The organism is Stenotrophomonas sp. YJH_SMC_101-4 (assembly GCF_059370395.1).
This window is the reverse complement of the sequence record NZ_JCAFTP010000002.1, coordinates 940184-955419: the sequence shown is the minus strand read 5'-3', so window position 1 is coordinate 955419 and position 15236 is coordinate 940184. Positions and strand designations below refer to the sequence as shown.

The 15236-nt window shown below is 67.3% G+C and carries 14 protein-coding genes; 4 read left to right on the top strand and 10 right to left on the bottom strand.

Annotated features, from left to right (window positions below):
* Positions 1-71: 71 nt before the first annotated feature.
* The 3 genes from AC5P8D_RS10750 to AC5P8D_RS10740 form a co-directional block, all read right to left on the bottom strand.
* Positions 72-1196, bottom strand: coding sequence for a prephenate dehydrogenase (locus AC5P8D_RS10750; protein ID WP_495203303.1), 1125 nt, complete (start codon positions 1194-1196; stop codon positions 72-74).
* Entirely contained in the window at positions 1193-2101 is a 909-nt protein-coding gene (gene pdxY / locus AC5P8D_RS10745) for a pyridoxal kinase (protein ID WP_057502452.1), read from the bottom strand. The genes AC5P8D_RS10750 and pdxY overlap by 4 nt, the downstream gene beginning before the upstream one ends.
* Positions 2102-2683: 582 nt before the next feature.
* Entirely contained in the window at positions 2684-3883 is a 1200-nt protein-coding gene (locus AC5P8D_RS10740) for an MFS transporter (RefSeq protein WP_057503775.1), read from the bottom strand.
* A 72-nt stretch (positions 3884-3955) separates the two neighbouring features.
* Between AC5P8D_RS10740 and AC5P8D_RS10735 the strand changes: the two genes are divergently transcribed.
* Positions 3956-4753: an AraC family transcriptional regulator gene (locus AC5P8D_RS10735; RefSeq protein ID WP_495203302.1), complete on the top strand. Its 798-nt coding sequence runs from the start codon at positions 3956-3958 to the stop codon at positions 4751-4753.
* Between the two features lie 59 nt (positions 4754-4812).
* On the opposite strand, the gene dnaJ is transcribed toward AC5P8D_RS10735, so the two are convergent.
* The 4 genes from dnaJ to hrcA form a co-directional block, all read right to left on the bottom strand.
* Positions 4813-5934 (bottom strand): molecular chaperone DnaJ, encoded by a 1122-nt coding sequence (dnaJ, locus tag AC5P8D_RS10730; protein ID WP_495203301.1) that lies wholly within the window; start codon positions 5932-5934, stop codon positions 4813-4815.
* A 154-nt stretch (positions 5935-6088) separates the two neighbouring features.
* On the bottom strand, positions 6089-8014 hold the full coding sequence (gene dnaK, locus AC5P8D_RS10725) for a molecular chaperone DnaK (protein WP_010484469.1): 1926 nt from the start codon (positions 8012-8014) through the stop codon (positions 6089-6091).
* A 182-nt stretch (positions 8015-8196) separates the two neighbouring features.
* Positions 8197-8712, bottom strand: a complete 516-nt coding sequence (gene grpE, locus AC5P8D_RS10720) for a nucleotide exchange factor GrpE (protein ID WP_010484465.1) — start codon at positions 8710-8712, stop codon at positions 8197-8199.
* A gap of 63 nt (positions 8713-8775) precedes the next feature.
* Entirely contained in the window at positions 8776-9840 is a 1065-nt protein-coding gene (gene hrcA / locus AC5P8D_RS10715; RefSeq protein WP_010484463.1) for a heat-inducible transcriptional repressor HrcA, read from the bottom strand.
* A gap of 115 nt (positions 9841-9955) precedes the next feature.
* On the opposite strand from hrcA, the gene recN reads away from it, so the two are divergent.
* On the top strand, positions 9956-11617 hold the full coding sequence (gene recN, locus AC5P8D_RS10710; RefSeq protein WP_495203300.1) for a DNA repair protein RecN: 1662 nt from the start codon (positions 9956-9958) through the stop codon (positions 11615-11617).
* 100 nt (positions 11618-11717) lie between these two features.
* On the opposite strand, the gene AC5P8D_RS10705 is transcribed toward recN, so the two are convergent.
* The gene (locus tag AC5P8D_RS10705) at positions 11718-12635 is read right to left on the bottom strand and encodes a LysR family transcriptional regulator (protein ID WP_010484459.1); all 918 of its coding nucleotides are present in this window, start codon (positions 12633-12635) and stop codon (positions 11718-11720) included.
* 97 nt (positions 12636-12732) lie between these two features.
* On the opposite strand from AC5P8D_RS10705, the gene AC5P8D_RS10700 reads away from it, so the two are divergent.
* Positions 12733-13977, top strand: coding sequence for an SGNH/GDSL hydrolase family protein (locus AC5P8D_RS10700; protein ID WP_100448347.1), 1245 nt, complete (start codon positions 12733-12735; stop codon positions 13975-13977).
* Positions 13978-14035: 58 nt separating this feature from the next.
* Here the strand turns inward: AC5P8D_RS10700 and fur are convergent, their stop codons facing one another.
* Positions 14036-14443: a ferric iron uptake transcriptional regulator gene (fur, locus tag AC5P8D_RS10695; protein ID WP_005409235.1), complete on the bottom strand. Its 408-nt coding sequence runs from the start codon at positions 14441-14443 to the stop codon at positions 14036-14038.
* A gap of 103 nt (positions 14444-14546) precedes the next feature.
* Between fur and AC5P8D_RS10690 the strand changes: the two genes are divergently transcribed.
* Complete coding sequence (locus AC5P8D_RS10690) at positions 14547-14939, top strand: outer membrane protein assembly factor BamE (protein WP_010484453.1); 393 nt, start codon at positions 14547-14549, stop codon at positions 14937-14939.
* A gap of 36 nt (positions 14940-14975) precedes the next feature.
* On the opposite strand, the gene AC5P8D_RS10685 is transcribed toward AC5P8D_RS10690, so the two are convergent.
* The gene (locus tag AC5P8D_RS10685; RefSeq protein ID WP_010484451.1) at positions 14976-15233 is read right to left on the bottom strand and encodes an RnfH family protein; all 258 of its coding nucleotides are present in this window, start codon (positions 15231-15233) and stop codon (positions 14976-14978) included.
* Positions 15234-15236: the final 3 nt, after the last annotated feature.

Here is a 15236-nt window from a genome sequence, read left to right as displayed (position 1 = left end):
TGGCTGCCAAGGGCTGTGCGAGGTTATCCACACCTTTGCTCAGAAACCATCCACATCGCCTGTGGATGAATTCAGCCCAGCACCCGTCCGATGCCGCTGGCGTCCACCTCGGCCGCCGCCCGGGTGATCGCCGCCGGATCGCTGCCGGCCACGAATCCGATACGGAAATGCACTTCGCCGCCAGGCGTTCGCGAAGAATGGATCGACGCCAGGCTGATGCGGTGCTGCTCGAACACGTTCAGCAGTTCACGCAACGACCCCGGCCGGTCTTCCGGCAGGTGCACTGACAACGCATTGCGCTCGGTCAGGTCAGCCAGCAGATAGCCCACGCGTTCGAATGTGTAATTGCCGTCCGCCAGCGCCTGCTCGCCGAAGGCAGTGCGATTGGCCGACAGCAGCTGCTCCCGGAATGCAGCACGTGCACCGTCGTCACCCTGCCCGACCTGCGCCTGCAGGGACTGCAGCTGGCCGACCAGCCGCTCCAGCATCGGCGCTACGTATGGGTTGCCGAACTGGATGTCTTCGTAGATCGCCGGGTTGAGCGACAGGATGCGCGAGATGATCGCCGTATCCAGCTCGAACGATGCCGACCGGTACGGCATCATCGCGGCCAGATTGCCCAGCTGCGGCTGGTACTGGCGCAGCACGCCGGCCTGGGCCAGGTGAGTGGCATGCACCATCGCCTGTACCAGCGCCATCATCTGGTCGTGGTGCTGTGGCGTGGCGCGCACGCACTCAGCCTGCAACGCCGTGCACAGCGTATTGGCCCACGGCTGCCAGTGCTGCAGCCGCGCTTCGCAGACCACCATCACCCGGCCCTTCAGGGTCGGCGCCTTGGGCGGAGCGGTCATCGGGTGCAGGCCGACCACTTCGGCTTGAGAGGCCAACATCGCCTGGACCGGCGCTTCCTTCACCGAGGTCACGTCCAGCCACAGTCGGTCGCGTTCACGGCCTGCGGACTGCCGCACGTACTCGGCGATCAACGCGGGCGTGTGCCGGATCGGCGCCGAGAACACCAGCACGTCGGCCTGCGCCAGCAGCTCTTCCGGCGTATGCGAGTCCGGATCGGCCGGATCGTGGCCGATCACCTTCAGCTGCATGTGCTGCTGGAAGAAGCGGGTCAGCCAGCGCCCGTAGGCGCCGGCACTGCCGATGATGCCGACCGTGCGCGGCGTACGTTCGAGCAGGCCGCTCATGCCACGCGTTCGGCGCGGAAGCGCGACCCTTCGGCCAGCGCGGCAGGCGCTGCAGCAATCACGTCGAACTCTTCGAAGCCGTTGTCCAGGGTCGCCTCCAGCGCCGCGTGGGTGCCGGCAATCGCACGCGAGATCGCCTGCTGCATCGATTCGCCGCGCAGCAGGAACGACACCACCAGCGACATCAGCACATCGCCGGTACCGGCCACGTCCACCGGCAGCAGCGGCGAGGTCCAGCGCCAGGTCTCCTCGCGGCCAACGGCCAGGGTCACCAGTTCACCCGGGGTGCCGCCTACGCTGTGCGCGATCACCCAGTGCGGGCCACGATCCAGCAGCGTGCGTGCGGCGGTGATGGCATCGGCCTCGGCGAGCGCCGGCATGCCGGTCAGGCGATTCAGTTCAAAGGCGTTCGGGGTCACCAGCCAGGCATGCGGCAACAACCGCTCGGCGAAGATCGCTTCCAGGCCCGGTTCCACGTAGGGGCCGGTGTGAGTATCACCGATCACCGGATCCAGGCAGTAACGCAGCTGCGGGCAGGCCGGCAGGATGTCGTCCAGCCAATCGGCGAAGGCGGCACCATTGGCCGTGCTGCCAAAGTAGCCGGAGACGAGCATCCTCGCCCGCTGCGGCAGGCCACGCTCGTGGGTGCCCCGCAACAGATCGGCGAACCAGTCGGCGGGCAGCACGCGACCGCGGGTGGTGTCGTAGAACGGCGCGTTGCTGAGCAGCACGGTCGGAATTTCGGCTACGCGCACGCCGAGCGCGCGCATCGGCGGTACGGCGGCGCTGTTGCCGGCATGGCCGTAGACAAGTTGCGACTGGACCGAGATGACATCGATCGGCGACGGGCCGTCGGGCCGCTGGCGGCGGCCGTGGACCAGGTGGTTATCAAGGGATTCGCTCATGGCCGCATTCTACGCCCAAGGGGGTTTTCGGCAGGGCTTGCAGCCCTGCACCTGCTCTATACAACGGCAACGGCAACGGCAACGGCAAAAGCCAGAGCGGCATTCCGTGAGTTGGCGGGGCGGTGTGGGTGGTCAGGACACGCCGTAAACCCATCCATGAGGGCTCGATGGCGCCATCCATGGCGCCAACGGTCCTGCCCACCCACACCGCCCCGCCTTCGACAGATTCATGCGGCTGTTGGTAACTGCGGCTGTTGGTGGGTGTCGACCTTGGTCGACACGGTAGATCCATGCCATGCGTGGATGAATTCATTCGATATCTGACAGATGTGTCGACCAAGGTCGACACCCACCAGAGCAGAGTGCTGCTCCAACAGATCGCGGCCAACTGTCGAAGGCGGGGTGGGTCCGGTTGAGGGGGCGTAAGCCGCATGGATGCGGCGACCGAGCTTACATGGACGTACTTGCAGCGTCCCCCTCAACCGGACCCACCCCGCCAACCCACGGATAGCCAGCTTCTGCTGTTGACGTTGACGTTGCTTCGGCGGGTGCAGGGCTGCAAGCCCTGCAAACCAAACCCCCTCAGTGAGCAGCAGGCCGAGATGGCGGCAGCCACGCCGCCACGATGCCGAGTAGCGGCAGGAACGCGGTCAGCTGGTAGACGTACTCAATGCTGGTCTTGTCCGCCAGCAGGCCGAGCACGGCAGCACCCAGTCCGCCCATGCCGAAGGCGAAGCCGAAGAACAGGCCGGACACCATGCCGATGCGGTGCGGCATCATCTCCTGCGCATACACCACGATCGCCGAGAACGCTGACGACAACACGAAACCGATCAGCACGGCCAGTACCGTGGTCCAGAACAGATCCGCATGCGGCAGCATCAACGCGAACGGGGCCACGCCGAAGATCGAGGTCCAGATGATCGGCTTGCGGCCGATGCGATCACCCAGCGGGCCGCCGAGGAAGCCACCGGCGGCGGATGCCACCAGGAACGCGAACAGATGCAGCTGCGCCTGTGCCACCGGAATGCCGAAGTGGTGGATCAGGTAGAAGGTGAAGTAGCTGCCGATGCTGGCCATGTAGAAGTATTTGCTGAAGATCAGCACCAGCAGGATCGCCAGCACCTTGGCCACGGTGCGCGACGGATGCCGCGGGGCCATCGACGCGGTACTGGCCGGACGCGGTGTGCCCAGGTGCAGTGCATACCAGCGGCCCACATAGGTCAGCAATGCGATGCCGATCAGGGCGGCGCCGGCAAACCACGATGCGGCATGCTGGCCATACGGCACGATCACCGCCGCGGCAATCAGCGGGCCCAGCGCGGTACCGAAGTTGCCGCCGACCTGGAACACCGACTGTGCAAAACCATGGCGACCGCCCGAGGCCAGCCGCGCGATGCGCGAGGCTTCCGGATGGAAGATGGCCGAACCAATGCCGACCATCGCCGCCGCCATCAGCACCACCGCATAGTTCGGTGCGAAACCGAGCAGCAGCATGCCGCACAGGGTCGAGGCCATGCCGATCGGCAGCGAGTACGGCGCCGGGCGGCGGTCGGTGGCCATGCCGATCAAGGGCTGGAAGATCGAGGCGGTGAGCTGGTAGGTCAGCGTGATCAGGCCGATCTGGGTGAAGCTCAGGTTGAAGCCGCCCTTGATCACCGGATAGATGGCCAGGATCAGCGACTGCATCATGTCGTTGACGACATGCGAGGTGGAAATGGCGGCCAGCACGCCGGGGGCCACCGGGCGTGAGGTCGTTGCGGGAGAAGCCAGGGTCGACATGGACACAGTCAGTTTGGGGGCGAGCCACGCATGCTACGGTGACCTCCCCCTCCCTTCTGCCGCGTTCGGGTCATGGCATATCGCAAAAAGGACACCCCCTGCCCGGTCCGCGAGACTGCGCCGTGGAACGAGGTTCCGGTGCACCGCCCAGTGACCTGCCGCGCCCGCCACTACAAGCCCGGCACCCACATCGCGCCCCACCGGCACCGCCGTCACCAGCTGGTGTTCGCCATGTCCGGACTGATGGTGGTGCGTGCGGACGGCGGCCGCTGGGTGGTGCCCTCGACCCGCGCGATCTGGGTCCCGGCCGGCATGGCCCATGCGGTGGACTGCGTCGCCGAAGTACACATGCGCAGCCTGTACGTGGAGCCGGACTTCGCGCCGCAGCTGCCGGACGAGGCGTTCGCAGTACAGGTAGCACCGCTGCTGCGCGAGCTGCTGCTGGCCGCCAGCCTGATCGAGACCGCGCATGTGGACGACAGCCGCGACGGCCGCCTGGTGCGCCTGCTGCTGGACGAGCTGCACCGCATGGACGTGCTGCCGCTGCACCTGCCCTCCCCCACCGACCCGCGCCTGCAGCGGATCTGCCAGCACATCCAGAAGCATCCCGGCGACGACGCCACGCTGCAGGATTGGGCGCAGGCGCTGCAGGTGGACGTGAAAACCATCCAGCGCCATTTCGCCAGCGAACTGGGCATGACGTTCGGCCAGTGGCGACAACAGGCGCGGCTGCTGGCCGCGATGGAACGGCTGGCGGTCGGCGACAAGGTCATCGATGTCGCGCTGGCGATGGGTTACGACAGCCCAAGCGCGTTCACCAGCATGTTCAAGCGGCAGCTGGGGCAGACACCCGCGGCGTTTTTCCGCTGACCGCAAACGAAAACGCCGGGCATGGCCCGGCGCTAGCGTTCAACGCTTGTGTTGAAAACTCAGGACGTCATCCGGTCCCAGAAGCCCTTCACGCCATCGATGAAGGTGGCCGACTTCGGCGAATGCTTGCGCGCTTCCTCGCCGACGAAGGTGGCTTCGAACTGCTCCAGCAGCTTGCGCTGCTCGTTGGTGAGGTTGACCGGGGTCTCCACCACCACACGGCAGTACAGGTCGCCCTCGCTGCGGCTGCGCACCGAACGTACGCCCTTGCCACGCAGGCGGAACAGCTTGCCGGTCTGGGTCTCGGCCGGGATGCGGATCTCCGCCTCGCCGCCCAGCGTGGCCACGCGCACGGTGTCGCCCAGTGCGGCCTGCGAGATGCGGATCGGCACTTCGCAGTGCAGGTCGTCGCCATCGCGCTGGAAGATCGCATGCTCGCGCACGCGCACTTCCACGTACAGATCACCCGGCGGCGTACCGGCCGGACCGGCTTCGCCCTCGCCCTGCAGGCGGATGCGGTCGCCGGTGTCGGCGCCGGCCGGCACCTTCACCGACAGCACCTTGTCTTCCTCGACACGGCCGTTGCCATGGCAGGTCTTGCAGGGCTTGGCGATGATCTGGCCACGGCCGCCGCAGTTGTGGCAGGCCTGCTGCATGGCGAAGATGCCGCGCTGGATGCGCACCTGGCCACGGCCATGGCAGACGTTGCAGGTCTCGACCTTGCCGTCTTCGGAGCCACTGCCATCGCAGTCGCCGCACTCGGCCAGGGTCGGAATCTCGATGCGGCGCTCGACGCCGCGCACGGCTTCTTCCAGGTCCAGCTCCATCACGTAGCCGATGTCGGCGCCGCGACGGGCCTGGCGCGGACCACCGCCGCCACCAAAGATGTTGCCGAAGATATCACCGAAGATATCGTTCATGTCCGGGCCGCCCGGACCACCGCCGCCCATGCCGTGCTCGAACGCCGCGTGGCCGTGGCTGTCATACATGCGGCGCTTGTTGCCGTCGGACAGTACTTCGTAGGCTTCCTTGCACTCCTTGAAGGAGGCTTCGGCCGCCGTATCGCCCGGGTTGCGGTCCGGGTGGAACTTCATCGCGCAGCGGCGGTAAGCCTTCTTCAGCTCGTCGTCGGTGGCGGTGCGGGCAACGCCCAGCACTTCGTAGTAATCGCGCTTGCTCATATCGTGAATCGGGTTCCGGAAAGTCGGGATTCGTCAAAGCGGAAGAGCGGAACCAGGTCCGCTCTTGCGTCGGGCGCCCCGACACGCCGGTGGGCGGTCAGGACCCTGATGCGACAACGGGACGCTGATGGCCAGCGTCCCGTGTCGGTCCGGATCAGGACTTCTTGTCGTCCTTGACTTCGGTGAACTCGGCGTCGACCACGTCATCCTGCGCCTTGCCTGCGTTGCCGGCGTCGGCACCCGGCGCAGCACCGCCCTGGTCGGCCGAAGCGGCAGCGAACAGCGACTGGCCAGCTTCTTCCAGCGCCTTCGACTTGGCTTCGATCTGTGCCTTGTCGTCACCCTTCATCGCGGTTTCCAGATCGGCCAGGGCCGCCTCGACCTTGCCGATCACTTCGCCACCGACCTTGCTGCCGTGCTCGGTGATCGCGCTGCGGGTGCCGTGGATCAGGGCGTCGGCCTGGTTGCGGGCCTGCACCAGTTCCTGGAACTTCTTGTCTTCTTCGCGGTTGGCTTCCGCGTCGGCGACCATGCGTGCGATCTCTTCCTCGGACAGGCCCGAACCGGCCTTGATCTCGACCTTCTGTTCCTTGTTGGTCTTCTTGTCCTTGGCCGACACGTGCAGGATGCCGTTGGCGTCGATGTCGAAGGACACTTCCACCTGCGGCAGGCCGCGCGGGGCCGGCTCGATGCCGGACAGGTCGAACTTGGCCAGCGACTTGTTGAAGCGGGCCTGTTCGCGCTCACCCTGCAGCACGTGCACGGTCACGGCCGACTGGTTGTCCTCGGCGGTGGAGAACACCTGCGAGGCCTTGGTCGGGATGGTGGTGTTCTTCTCGATGATCTTGGTGAACACGCCACCCATGGTTTCGATGCCCAGCGACAGCGGGGTCACGTCCAGCAGCAGCACGTCCTTGACGTCGCCACCCAGCACGCCGCCCTGGATCGCCGCACCCAGTGCCACGGCCTCGTCGGGGTTGACGTCCTTGCGCGGTTCCTTGCCGAAGAACTCGGTCACCGCCTGCTGCACCTTCGGCATGCGGGTCTGGCCGCCGACCAGGATCACTTCGCTGATGTCGCTCGAACGCAGGCCGGCATCGTTCAGGGCGACGCGGCACGGCTCGATCGACTTCTTGATCAGGTCGTCCACCAGCGCTTCCAGCTTGGCGCGGGTCAGCTTGATGTTCAGGTGCTTCGGACCCGACGCGTCAGCGGTGACGTACGGCAGGTTCACTTCGGTCTGCTGGGCGCTGGACAGCTCGATCTTGGCGCGCTCGGCAGCGTCCTTCAGGCGCTGCAGGGCCAGCGGATCCTTGCGCAGGTCGATGCCCTGGTCCTTGTTGAACTCTTCAACCAGGTACTCGATGACGCGGTTGTCGAAGTCTTCGCCGCCCAGGAAGGTGTCGCCGTTGGTGGCCAGCACTTCGAACTGCTTTTCGCCGTCGACGTTGGCGATCTCGATCACCGAGACGTCGAAGGTGCCGCCGCCCAGGTCGTACACCACGATCTTGCGATCCTTGTTGTCGCCCTTGTCCAGGCCATAGGCCAGCGCGGCCGCGGTCGGCTCGTTGATGATGCGCTTGACGTCCAGACCGGCGATGCGGCCGGCGTCCTTGGTCGCCTGGCGCTGGCTGTCGTTGAAGTAGGCCGGCACGGTGATGACCGCTTCGGTGACCTTCTCACCGAGGAAGTCCTCGGCGGTCTTCTTCATCTTTTCCAGCACCTTGGCCGAGATTTCCTGCGGCGCCATCTTCTTGCCGTCGCTGGTGGCCACCCAGGCATCGCCATTGTCATGGGCGAGGATGCTGTAGGGGACGTGCGCGATGTCCTTCTGCACTTCGGCGTCGGTGAACTTGCGGCCGATCAGGCGCTTCACCGCGTAGAAGGTGTTCTTCGGGTTGGTCACGGCCTGGCGCTTGGCCGAGGCGCCGACCAGGACTTCGCCGTCCTTGGTGTAGGCGACGATCGACGGGGTGGTGCGATCGCCTTCCGAATTCTCGATGACGCGGGCCTTGCCGCCGTCCATGATCGCCACGCACGAGTTGGTGGTGCCGAGGTCGATACCAATGATCTTGCCCATGGGGGAGACTCCTGAGGATGCTTGTTGGGGTCAGTCCGGCCGTTCGGCCGGTGGATGAATACGATGTGGGGGAGGCTCGTGGAACATTCAAGCCATCTCCCGAACGCTGTGTTCAGCGCCTGGAAAACCTTGCCAGGCATGGCCTGGCTCGACCGGGGCCGGGCATCACCCGGCCCAGTCAATCAATCGGCGGCCACCACCACCAGCGCCGGCCGCAGCAGGCGCTCGTTCAGCAGGTAGCCCTTCTGGAACACGGTCACCACGCTGCCCGGGGCGGCGCCCGGGGCCGGCACCTGGCTGATGGCCTGGTGGTGTTCCGGGTTGAACGGCTGGCCAGTCGGGTCCAGCAGGACCAGACCGTTGTCGGCGGCAACCTTCAGCAGCTGCTTGTAGGTCAGCTCCAGGCCTTCGCGCAGCGGGTGCGGGTCGTCGCCGGCGGCCTTCAGGCCGGCATCCAGGCTGTCGAACACCGGCAGCAGCTCGCCGAGCAGCTTCTCGTTGGCGAACTTGCGGGCCTGCTCGATGTCACGGGCCACGCGCTTGCGCTGGTTCTCCAGGTCGGCGCGCTCACGCAGCGCATCGGCCTTGATCTGCTCGACTTCGGCGCGCAGGCGCTCCACTTCGTCGTTGACGCCGGCGGCGGCAGCCGCATCAGCGGCACTCTGCTGGGATTCGATATCTGGCTGTTCGTGGTTCATGTCTGGGTCCCTGGCGGTCACTCTCCGCCTCCACCCACCCTAGTGTGGGCGGGATGCTGCGTTTCAAGCGTCGGATGTTCCGGGAGTGCGCCCGGCGGGTGAAAAGGCCGCGCCGAGCACATCGGCGGTGGCCTGCACCAGCGGGATCATGCGGTCGTAGGCCATCCGCTTGGGGCCGATCACCCCCAGCACGCCCAGCACCTGGCCGTTGGCGGTGTACGGGGCGGTGACCAGCGAGACGCCCTGCAGCGGCATCATCCCCGTCTCCTCGCCGATGAAGATGCGCACGCCCGGCGCCTGGATGGTCCGCTCCAGCAGCTGCAGGATCTCGCGCTTGCTGGAGAACAGCTCGAACAGTTCACGCAGGCGCTCCAGGTCGGACAGGTCCTGCACCCCCATCAGGCGGGTCTGGCCGGCCACCAGCATGTCGTCGGCCGCTGGCTGCAGGGCCTGCTCGGCCAGCTCGATGCTGTGCGCCAGCAGCTGTTCCAGCTCGGAGCGGGCGTCGCGCAACTCCAGCAGCAGGCGGGTGCGGATCTCGGCCATCGGCAGGCCGGCGAAATGGGCGTTGAGGTAGTTGGCGACCTGCTCCAGCTGGCCTGGCGCGAACTCCTGCCGGGTCTCGATGACCCGGTTCTGCACCTCGTTGTCGGCGAACACCAGGATCGCCAGTACGCGGCGCCCGTCCAGCGCCACGAAATCGATCTGGCGGAAGGCGAACTGCTCGCGCCGCGGCGCGCTGACCACGCCGACGAAGTGGCTCATGGCCGACAGCAGCTCCGAGGCGCTGCCGAGCAGGGCCTGGGTGCTGCCGCCGCCAGCCAGTTCCTGACGCAACCGGGCCAGCTCGCCCTCGCCCGGCGGCTGCATCTGCAGCAGGCTGTCGACGAACACCCGGTAGCCGTGTGCGGTCGGGACGCGCCCGGCCGAGGTGTGCGGCGAGGCCAGCAGCCCCAGGTCCTCCAGGTCGCCGAGGATGTTGCGGATGGTGGCCGGGCTGACCTCCAGGCCGGCCACGCGCGCCAACGTCTGCGAGCCGACCGGCTCACCGTCCTGGATGTAACGCGCGATCAGCGTGCGCAGCAGATGGCGCGCACGCGGGGCAAGCTGGTCGGGAGAACCGTGCATGGAATCAACCTGTGAGACACGGACACTAGATAATGGCGGCGCATCACCTTGGCAAGTCATTGGACCTCCCTCGCCCACGTGCTAGCGTTGCGCGGCTGCTGATACCCCCTTACCCATGCTCAGACATCTTTCGATCAAGGATTTTGCCGTCGTCCGCGCCACCGAACTGGAGTTCGGGCCAGGCATGACCGTCGTTTCAGGCGAGACCGGCGCCGGCAAGTCGCTGATGGTCGACGCGCTGGGCTTCCTGTCCGGCCTGCGCGCCGACAGCGGCGTGGTCCGCCACGGCGCCGCGCGCGCCGAGCTTTCGGCCGAGTTCGCGCTGGACCAGCTGCAGGCCGCGCGCCAGTGGCTGGCCGACAACGAGCTGGACGACGAAGAACAATGCCAGCTGCGCCGCGTGATCCGTGCCGACGGCGGTTCGCGGGCGTGGATCAATGGCCGCCCGGTGACCCTGGCCCAGCTGGGCGACCTGGCCTCGTTGCTGGTGGAGATCCACGGCCAGCACGAACAGCAGGCCCTGCTGGCGCGCCCGTCGCAGCTGGCCCTGCTGGATGCCTATGCCGGCAACGAGAACGAGCGCCGCCAGGTGCGCCGCGCCGCGGCCGCATGGCAGGCACTGGTCGATGAATCGCTGGCGCTGTCGCAACAGGGCGACGTGAGTGACCGGATCGGCTTCCTGGAGCACCAGCTGCGCGAACTGGACCGCGAAGACCTGGAGCCGGAGTCGATCGTGGCGCTCGGTGCCAGCCATCGCCGCCAGGCCCACGCCAGCGCCCTGCTGAGCGCCTGCCAGGCCGCCAGCAACCAGCTCAACGGCGATGACGGCAGCTCCGCGCTGGACCTGCTGCAGCAGGTGCGCCACGAGCTGTCGCGCCTGATCGAACACGACCCGCGCCTGGGCGAGGTGGACGGCCTGATCGAGAACGCCTCGATCCAGCTGCACGAAGCCCTGTCGCTGCTGGACCGGGTGCACGATGACCTCGATGCCGACCCGGAGCAGTTCGAAGAGAACGAGCGCCGTCTCGGCCGCCTGCACGACCTGGCCCGCAAGCACCGCGTGCCGATGGACGAGCTGGGCGCGCAGCGCGAGCGCATGCACGCCGAAGTGGAGCAGCTGCGCGGCGCCGACGAACGCCTGCAGCGCCTGGCCGGCGAGATCGACAAGGCCGCCGCCGACTGGCGTGTGCAGGCTGAAGTGCTGACCGCCAGCCGTCGCAGCGCTGCTGCCGAACTGTCGGCCACCACCACCGGCATCATCGCCGAGCTCGGCATGGGCGGTGGCCAGTTCCTGATCGAGCTGGAGCCGCAGGATGCCGGCAAGCCCGATCCGCAGGGTGCCGAGCGCGTGGAGTTCCTGGTCGCGGCCAATGCCGGCCAACCGCCGCGCGCCCTGCGCAAGGTCGCCTCGGGCGGTGAACTGTCGCGTATCTCGCTGGCCATCGAAGTCGCCGCGCTGGACCTGGATGCGGTGCCGACCATGGTGTTCGACGAGGTCGACTCCGGCATCGGCGGCGCCGTGGCCGACATTGTCGGCCAGAAGCTGCGTGCCCTCGGCGAGAAGCGCCAGGTGCTGTGCGTGACCCACCTGCCACAGGTCGCCTCCAAGGGCCACGCGCATTACCGGGTCAGCAAGGCGCCAGTGGAAGGCATGACCCAGAGCGCAGTGGAAAAGCTGGACAGCAAGGCGCGCGAGGAAGAGCTGGCACGCATGCTCGGCGGCGTGGAAGTGAGCAAGGAAGCGCGCGCCGCCGCACGCAAGCTGCTGCAGGTGTAACGCCGACCGGGCCGAGCATGGGCTCGGCTCTACAGGAACGTCCCGAACGAAACCGACATGTAGAGCCGAGCCCATGCTCGGCTTCTGTCCGCCGGCGCTCTCACCCCAAGGGCCGTGCCAGGTCCACCGTTTCCACCAGGTAATCCAGGAACGCGCGCACCCGCAGCGGCAGGTAGCCGCCCTGCCCCAGGAACACCGCGTGCACCTCTTCCAGGTCACCGGGATTGGCTTCCTCCAGCACCGGCAGCAGGCGTCCGGCAGCGATGTCGGCCTGCACCTGGAACGCTGCCAGCCGTGCCATGCCCAGACCACCCAGCACCAGCTGCCGCAGTGCATCACCGTTGCTGGCGCGGGCATTGCCACTGGGCAGCACCATCCGCTCGCGTCCGTCCTGCAGCAATGGCCAGCCCTGCATCGCCCGAGCATGGCCGATGTCCAGCCGATTGTGCGACTGCAGCTCCTCAGCGTCGCGCGGCAGCCCATGCCGCTGCGCGTAGGCCGGCGCGGCCACGATCATCATCCGCGTCGCGCCCAGCCGCCGCGCCACCAGGCTGGAGCTCTTCAGCGGCCCGGCCCGCACCGCCACATCGGTGCGCTGCTCCAGCAGGTCGATCACCTCGTCGTTGAGGGTCAGGTCCACGCCCACCTGCGGGTTGCGCTCCAGGAACGCCGGCAGCAGCGGCAACAGGAAGTGCTGGCCAAACGGCACGTTGGAATTGACCCGCAGCCGTCCGCGCGGCTCGGCATGTGCGCTGGCGCAGCGTTCGGCCTCCTCCAGGTCGGCCAGCACGCGCAGGCCACGTTCATAGAACGCGCAGCCTTCCGGGGTCAGCTGTAGCTGGCGGGTGGAGCGTTGCAGCAGGCGCGTGCCCAGCCGCTGTTCCAGCCGGGCCACCAGCTTGCTCACCGCCGAGGGCGTCATGTCCAGGGTGCGGGCGGCGGCGGAGAAGCCACCGGTCTCGATCACCCGCACGAACACTTCCAGCTCGCCGGATCGGTTGATGTCTGGTCGCGCCATGGCAATGAATCCAGTTCACAGATGATTATCCATGCGCAGTCTAGTTCACAGATAACCACGGAATCACCATGGTGTTCCCTCCACCCGGGACCGCCCGATGAACCGCCTGAGCCACCTTACCGCCACCACCCTGCTCGCCCTGTCCGGCGTCGCCAGTGCCGCATCCGCCCCGCACTGGGTTGCCAGCTGGCAGGCCAGCCCGCAACCGGTCTGGGGCGCGGATTTTCTGTTCCCGACCCTGGTCCCGGCCACGTTGCATGACCAGACCTTCCGCCAGACCGCGCGCATCAGCCTGGGCGGGCCCCGGCTGCGGGTGCGGCTGAGCAATGCCTACGGCACCCAGCCGCTGCGGATCGGGGCGGCCAGCGTGGCCGCACGTGCGGGAGCCACCCCGCAGCCGCTCAGTTTCGACGGCCAGCCCGGGGTGCTGATCGGCCCCGGACAGGAACGGCTGAGCGATCCGCTGTCACTGGCCACGGATGACCGGCAGGCGCTGCAGGTCAGTATCTTCGTGCCCGGGCCGACGCCGGTGCAGACGTTCCATTGGGAAGGCCGCCAGACCAGTTGGACTGCGCCCGGCGACCAGAGCCGGGCCCAGGCTCTGAGCGCGGCCAGCAGCACCACTGCCCGCCTGTTCCTGGCCGGCATCGAGGTCGAGGCCGCCGCCCGCGCACGTAGCGTGGTGGTGATCGGCGACTCGATCACCGACGGCGCCACCGCCAGCCTCGACCAGGACCAGCGCTGGACCGACCACCTGGCCGCGCGTCTGGCACCGCGGGGCATCGCCGTGGTCAACGCCGGTATATCCGGGGGGCGGCTGCTGCGCGACGGCATGGGTGAGTCGGTTCTGGCCCGCTTGCAGCGCGATGCACTGGATCAGCCCGGCGTGGCCAGTGTGATCGTGCTGATCGGCATCAACGACATCAGCTGGCCTGGCACCGCGTTCGCCCGCAACCAGGCCCGGCCCGCGCTGGCGGAACTACAGGCGGGGTATCGCGCCCTGGCCGAGCAGGCCCGAGGCCGAGGTATCCGGATCGTAGGCGCCACCCTGGCACCGTTCGCCGGCGCCCTGCCCGACACGCCGCTGGATGACTACTACCACCCGGACAAGGATGTCCTGCGCCGGCAGCTCAATGCGTGGCTGCGCACGGACAGCCCTTTTGACGCGGTGATCGACCTGGACGCCGCGCTGCGGGACCCAGCCGATCCGTCACAGATGGCGGCCGCCTACGACTCCGGTGACCACCTGCACCCGGGCGATGCGGGCAACCGGGCCATGGCCGAGGCGGTCGATCTTGAGGTGCTCATGGGGCCATCCACGCATCGCGTGGATCTACCGTAAGCAACGAAAAACCCCGGGCAAGCCCGGGGTTTGGTCGCATCCAGCTGGCAGGAACGGCTTACTTGCGCTTTTTGCGCACGTACAGCACCAGCGAGTGCTCTTCCAGCTCGTAGCCGTGGTCGGCAGCGATCTTGCGCTGCAGTTCCTCGATCTCGTGGCTCTCGAACTCGATGATCTTGCCGCTGTCCACGTCGACCATATGGTCATGGTGGCCGCCACGGTCCAGCTCGTAGACGGCCTGGCCGCCTTCGAAATTGTGCTTGAGCACGAGGCCGGCGGCCTCGAACTGGGTCAACACCCGGTAGACCGTCGCCAAGCCGATCTCGTCGCCATGCTCGAGCAGCTGGCGGTAGATATCTTCGGCGGTCATGTGGTGCTGGGCATTGCGCTGTTCAAGCAGCGCCAGGATCCGCATCCGTGGATGGGTCACCTTCAGGCCGACTTTTCGCAGGTCGTGGGTTTCCATAGGTCTCCGTTCATTGGCGATTTAGCGCCAGCTGCCTCGGATTGGGTCGCGGTGGCACGCCGGGAGTGTATCATCGGTTTGATTTCCCCAACCGCCAGTCCCGATGCGCAATCTCCTGTTGGTCGCCGCCGTCGCCCTGTCCACCACCGGGTGCGGCATCATCTACAAGCAACCCATCTATCAGGGCAACCTGATCCGGGAAGATGCCGTGGCCAAGCTGCAGGTCGGGCAGAGCAAGCAGCAGGTCACTGCGCTGCTGGGCACCCCGTCCATTCCGGACCCGTTCCACGCCCAGCGCTGGGACTACACCTCCAGCCAGCGCGTGAACCGCCTGGGCCGCACCGAGGTGAAGAACTTCACCGTGTTCTTCGACAATGACAACGTGACCCGCTGGGAAGGCGATTACTTCCCGGGTAACGACAAGGCCCTGGCCCAGCAGACCGTGCGCCAGTTCGGCCGCAATCTGCCGAAGGACAAGAAGAAGAAGGGTCGCTGACGCCCCCTGCCCGTCCGCACGGACGGGCGGCAGGAATCAACCGCCGAGCGCGCGACGCCGGCGGTTGTCCTTGGGGTCGGCCTGCAACGGGCGTAGCAGCTCGATGCGGTCGCCATCCAGCAGTACCTGCTGCGGGCGCGCCAGTACCCCATGCACGGCCGCCGCCGGGCAGCCTGCACTGCCTTCCAGCGCAGCAGCGGCAATGGCCTCGGCCACGGTCGCGCCCTCGTCCAGCTGCAACCGGCGCGAGAGCACCCGCTGCGGCCAGGCCAGCACCACCTCGACCTCGATCATTGC

Excerpts from the sequence above, each read along its gene's own strand:
- AC5P8D_RS10750 (WP_495203303.1), bottom strand. The coding sequence starts at position 1,196 with ATGAGCGGCCTGCTCGAACGTACGCCGCGCACGGTCGGCATCATCGGC.
- pdxY (WP_057502452.1), bottom strand. The coding sequence starts at position 2,101 with ATGAGCGAATCCCTTGATAACCACCTGGTCCACGGCCGCCGCCAGCGG.
- AC5P8D_RS10740 (WP_057503775.1), bottom strand. The coding sequence starts at position 3,883 with ATGTCGACCCTGGCTTCTCCCGCAACGACCTCACGCCCGGTGGCCCCC.
- AC5P8D_RS10735 (WP_495203302.1), top strand. The coding sequence starts at position 3,956 with ATGGCATATCGCAAAAAGGACACCCCCTGCCCGGTCCGCGAGACTGCG.
- dnaJ (WP_495203301.1), bottom strand. The coding sequence starts at position 5,934 with ATGAGCAAGCGCGATTACTACGAAGTGCTGGGCGTTGCCCGCACCGCC.
- dnaK (WP_010484469.1), bottom strand. The coding sequence starts at position 8,014 with ATGGGCAAGATCATTGGTATCGACCTCGGCACCACCAACTCGTGCGTG.
- grpE (WP_010484465.1), bottom strand. The coding sequence starts at position 8,712 with ATGAACCACGAACAGCCAGATATCGAATCCCAGCAGAGTGCCGCTGAT.
- hrcA (WP_010484463.1), bottom strand. The coding sequence starts at position 9,840 with ATGCACGGTTCTCCCGACCAGCTTGCCCCGCGTGCGCGCCATCTGCTG.
- recN (WP_495203300.1), top strand. The coding sequence starts at position 9,956 with ATGCTCAGACATCTTTCGATCAAGGATTTTGCCGTCGTCCGCGCCACC.
- AC5P8D_RS10705 (WP_010484459.1), bottom strand. The coding sequence starts at position 12,635 with ATGGCGCGACCAGACATCAACCGATCCGGCGAGCTGGAAGTGTTCGTG.
- AC5P8D_RS10700 (WP_100448347.1), top strand. The coding sequence starts at position 12,733 with ATGAACCGCCTGAGCCACCTTACCGCCACCACCCTGCTCGCCCTGTCC.
- fur (WP_005409235.1), bottom strand. The coding sequence starts at position 14,443 with ATGGAAACCCACGACCTGCGAAAAGTCGGCCTGAAGGTGACCCATCCA.
- AC5P8D_RS10690 (WP_010484453.1), top strand. The coding sequence starts at position 14,547 with ATGCGCAATCTCCTGTTGGTCGCCGCCGTCGCCCTGTCCACCACCGGG.
- AC5P8D_RS10685 (WP_010484451.1), bottom strand. The coding sequence starts at position 15,233 with ATGATCGAGGTCGAGGTGGTGCTGGCCTGGCCGCAGCGGGTGCTCTCG.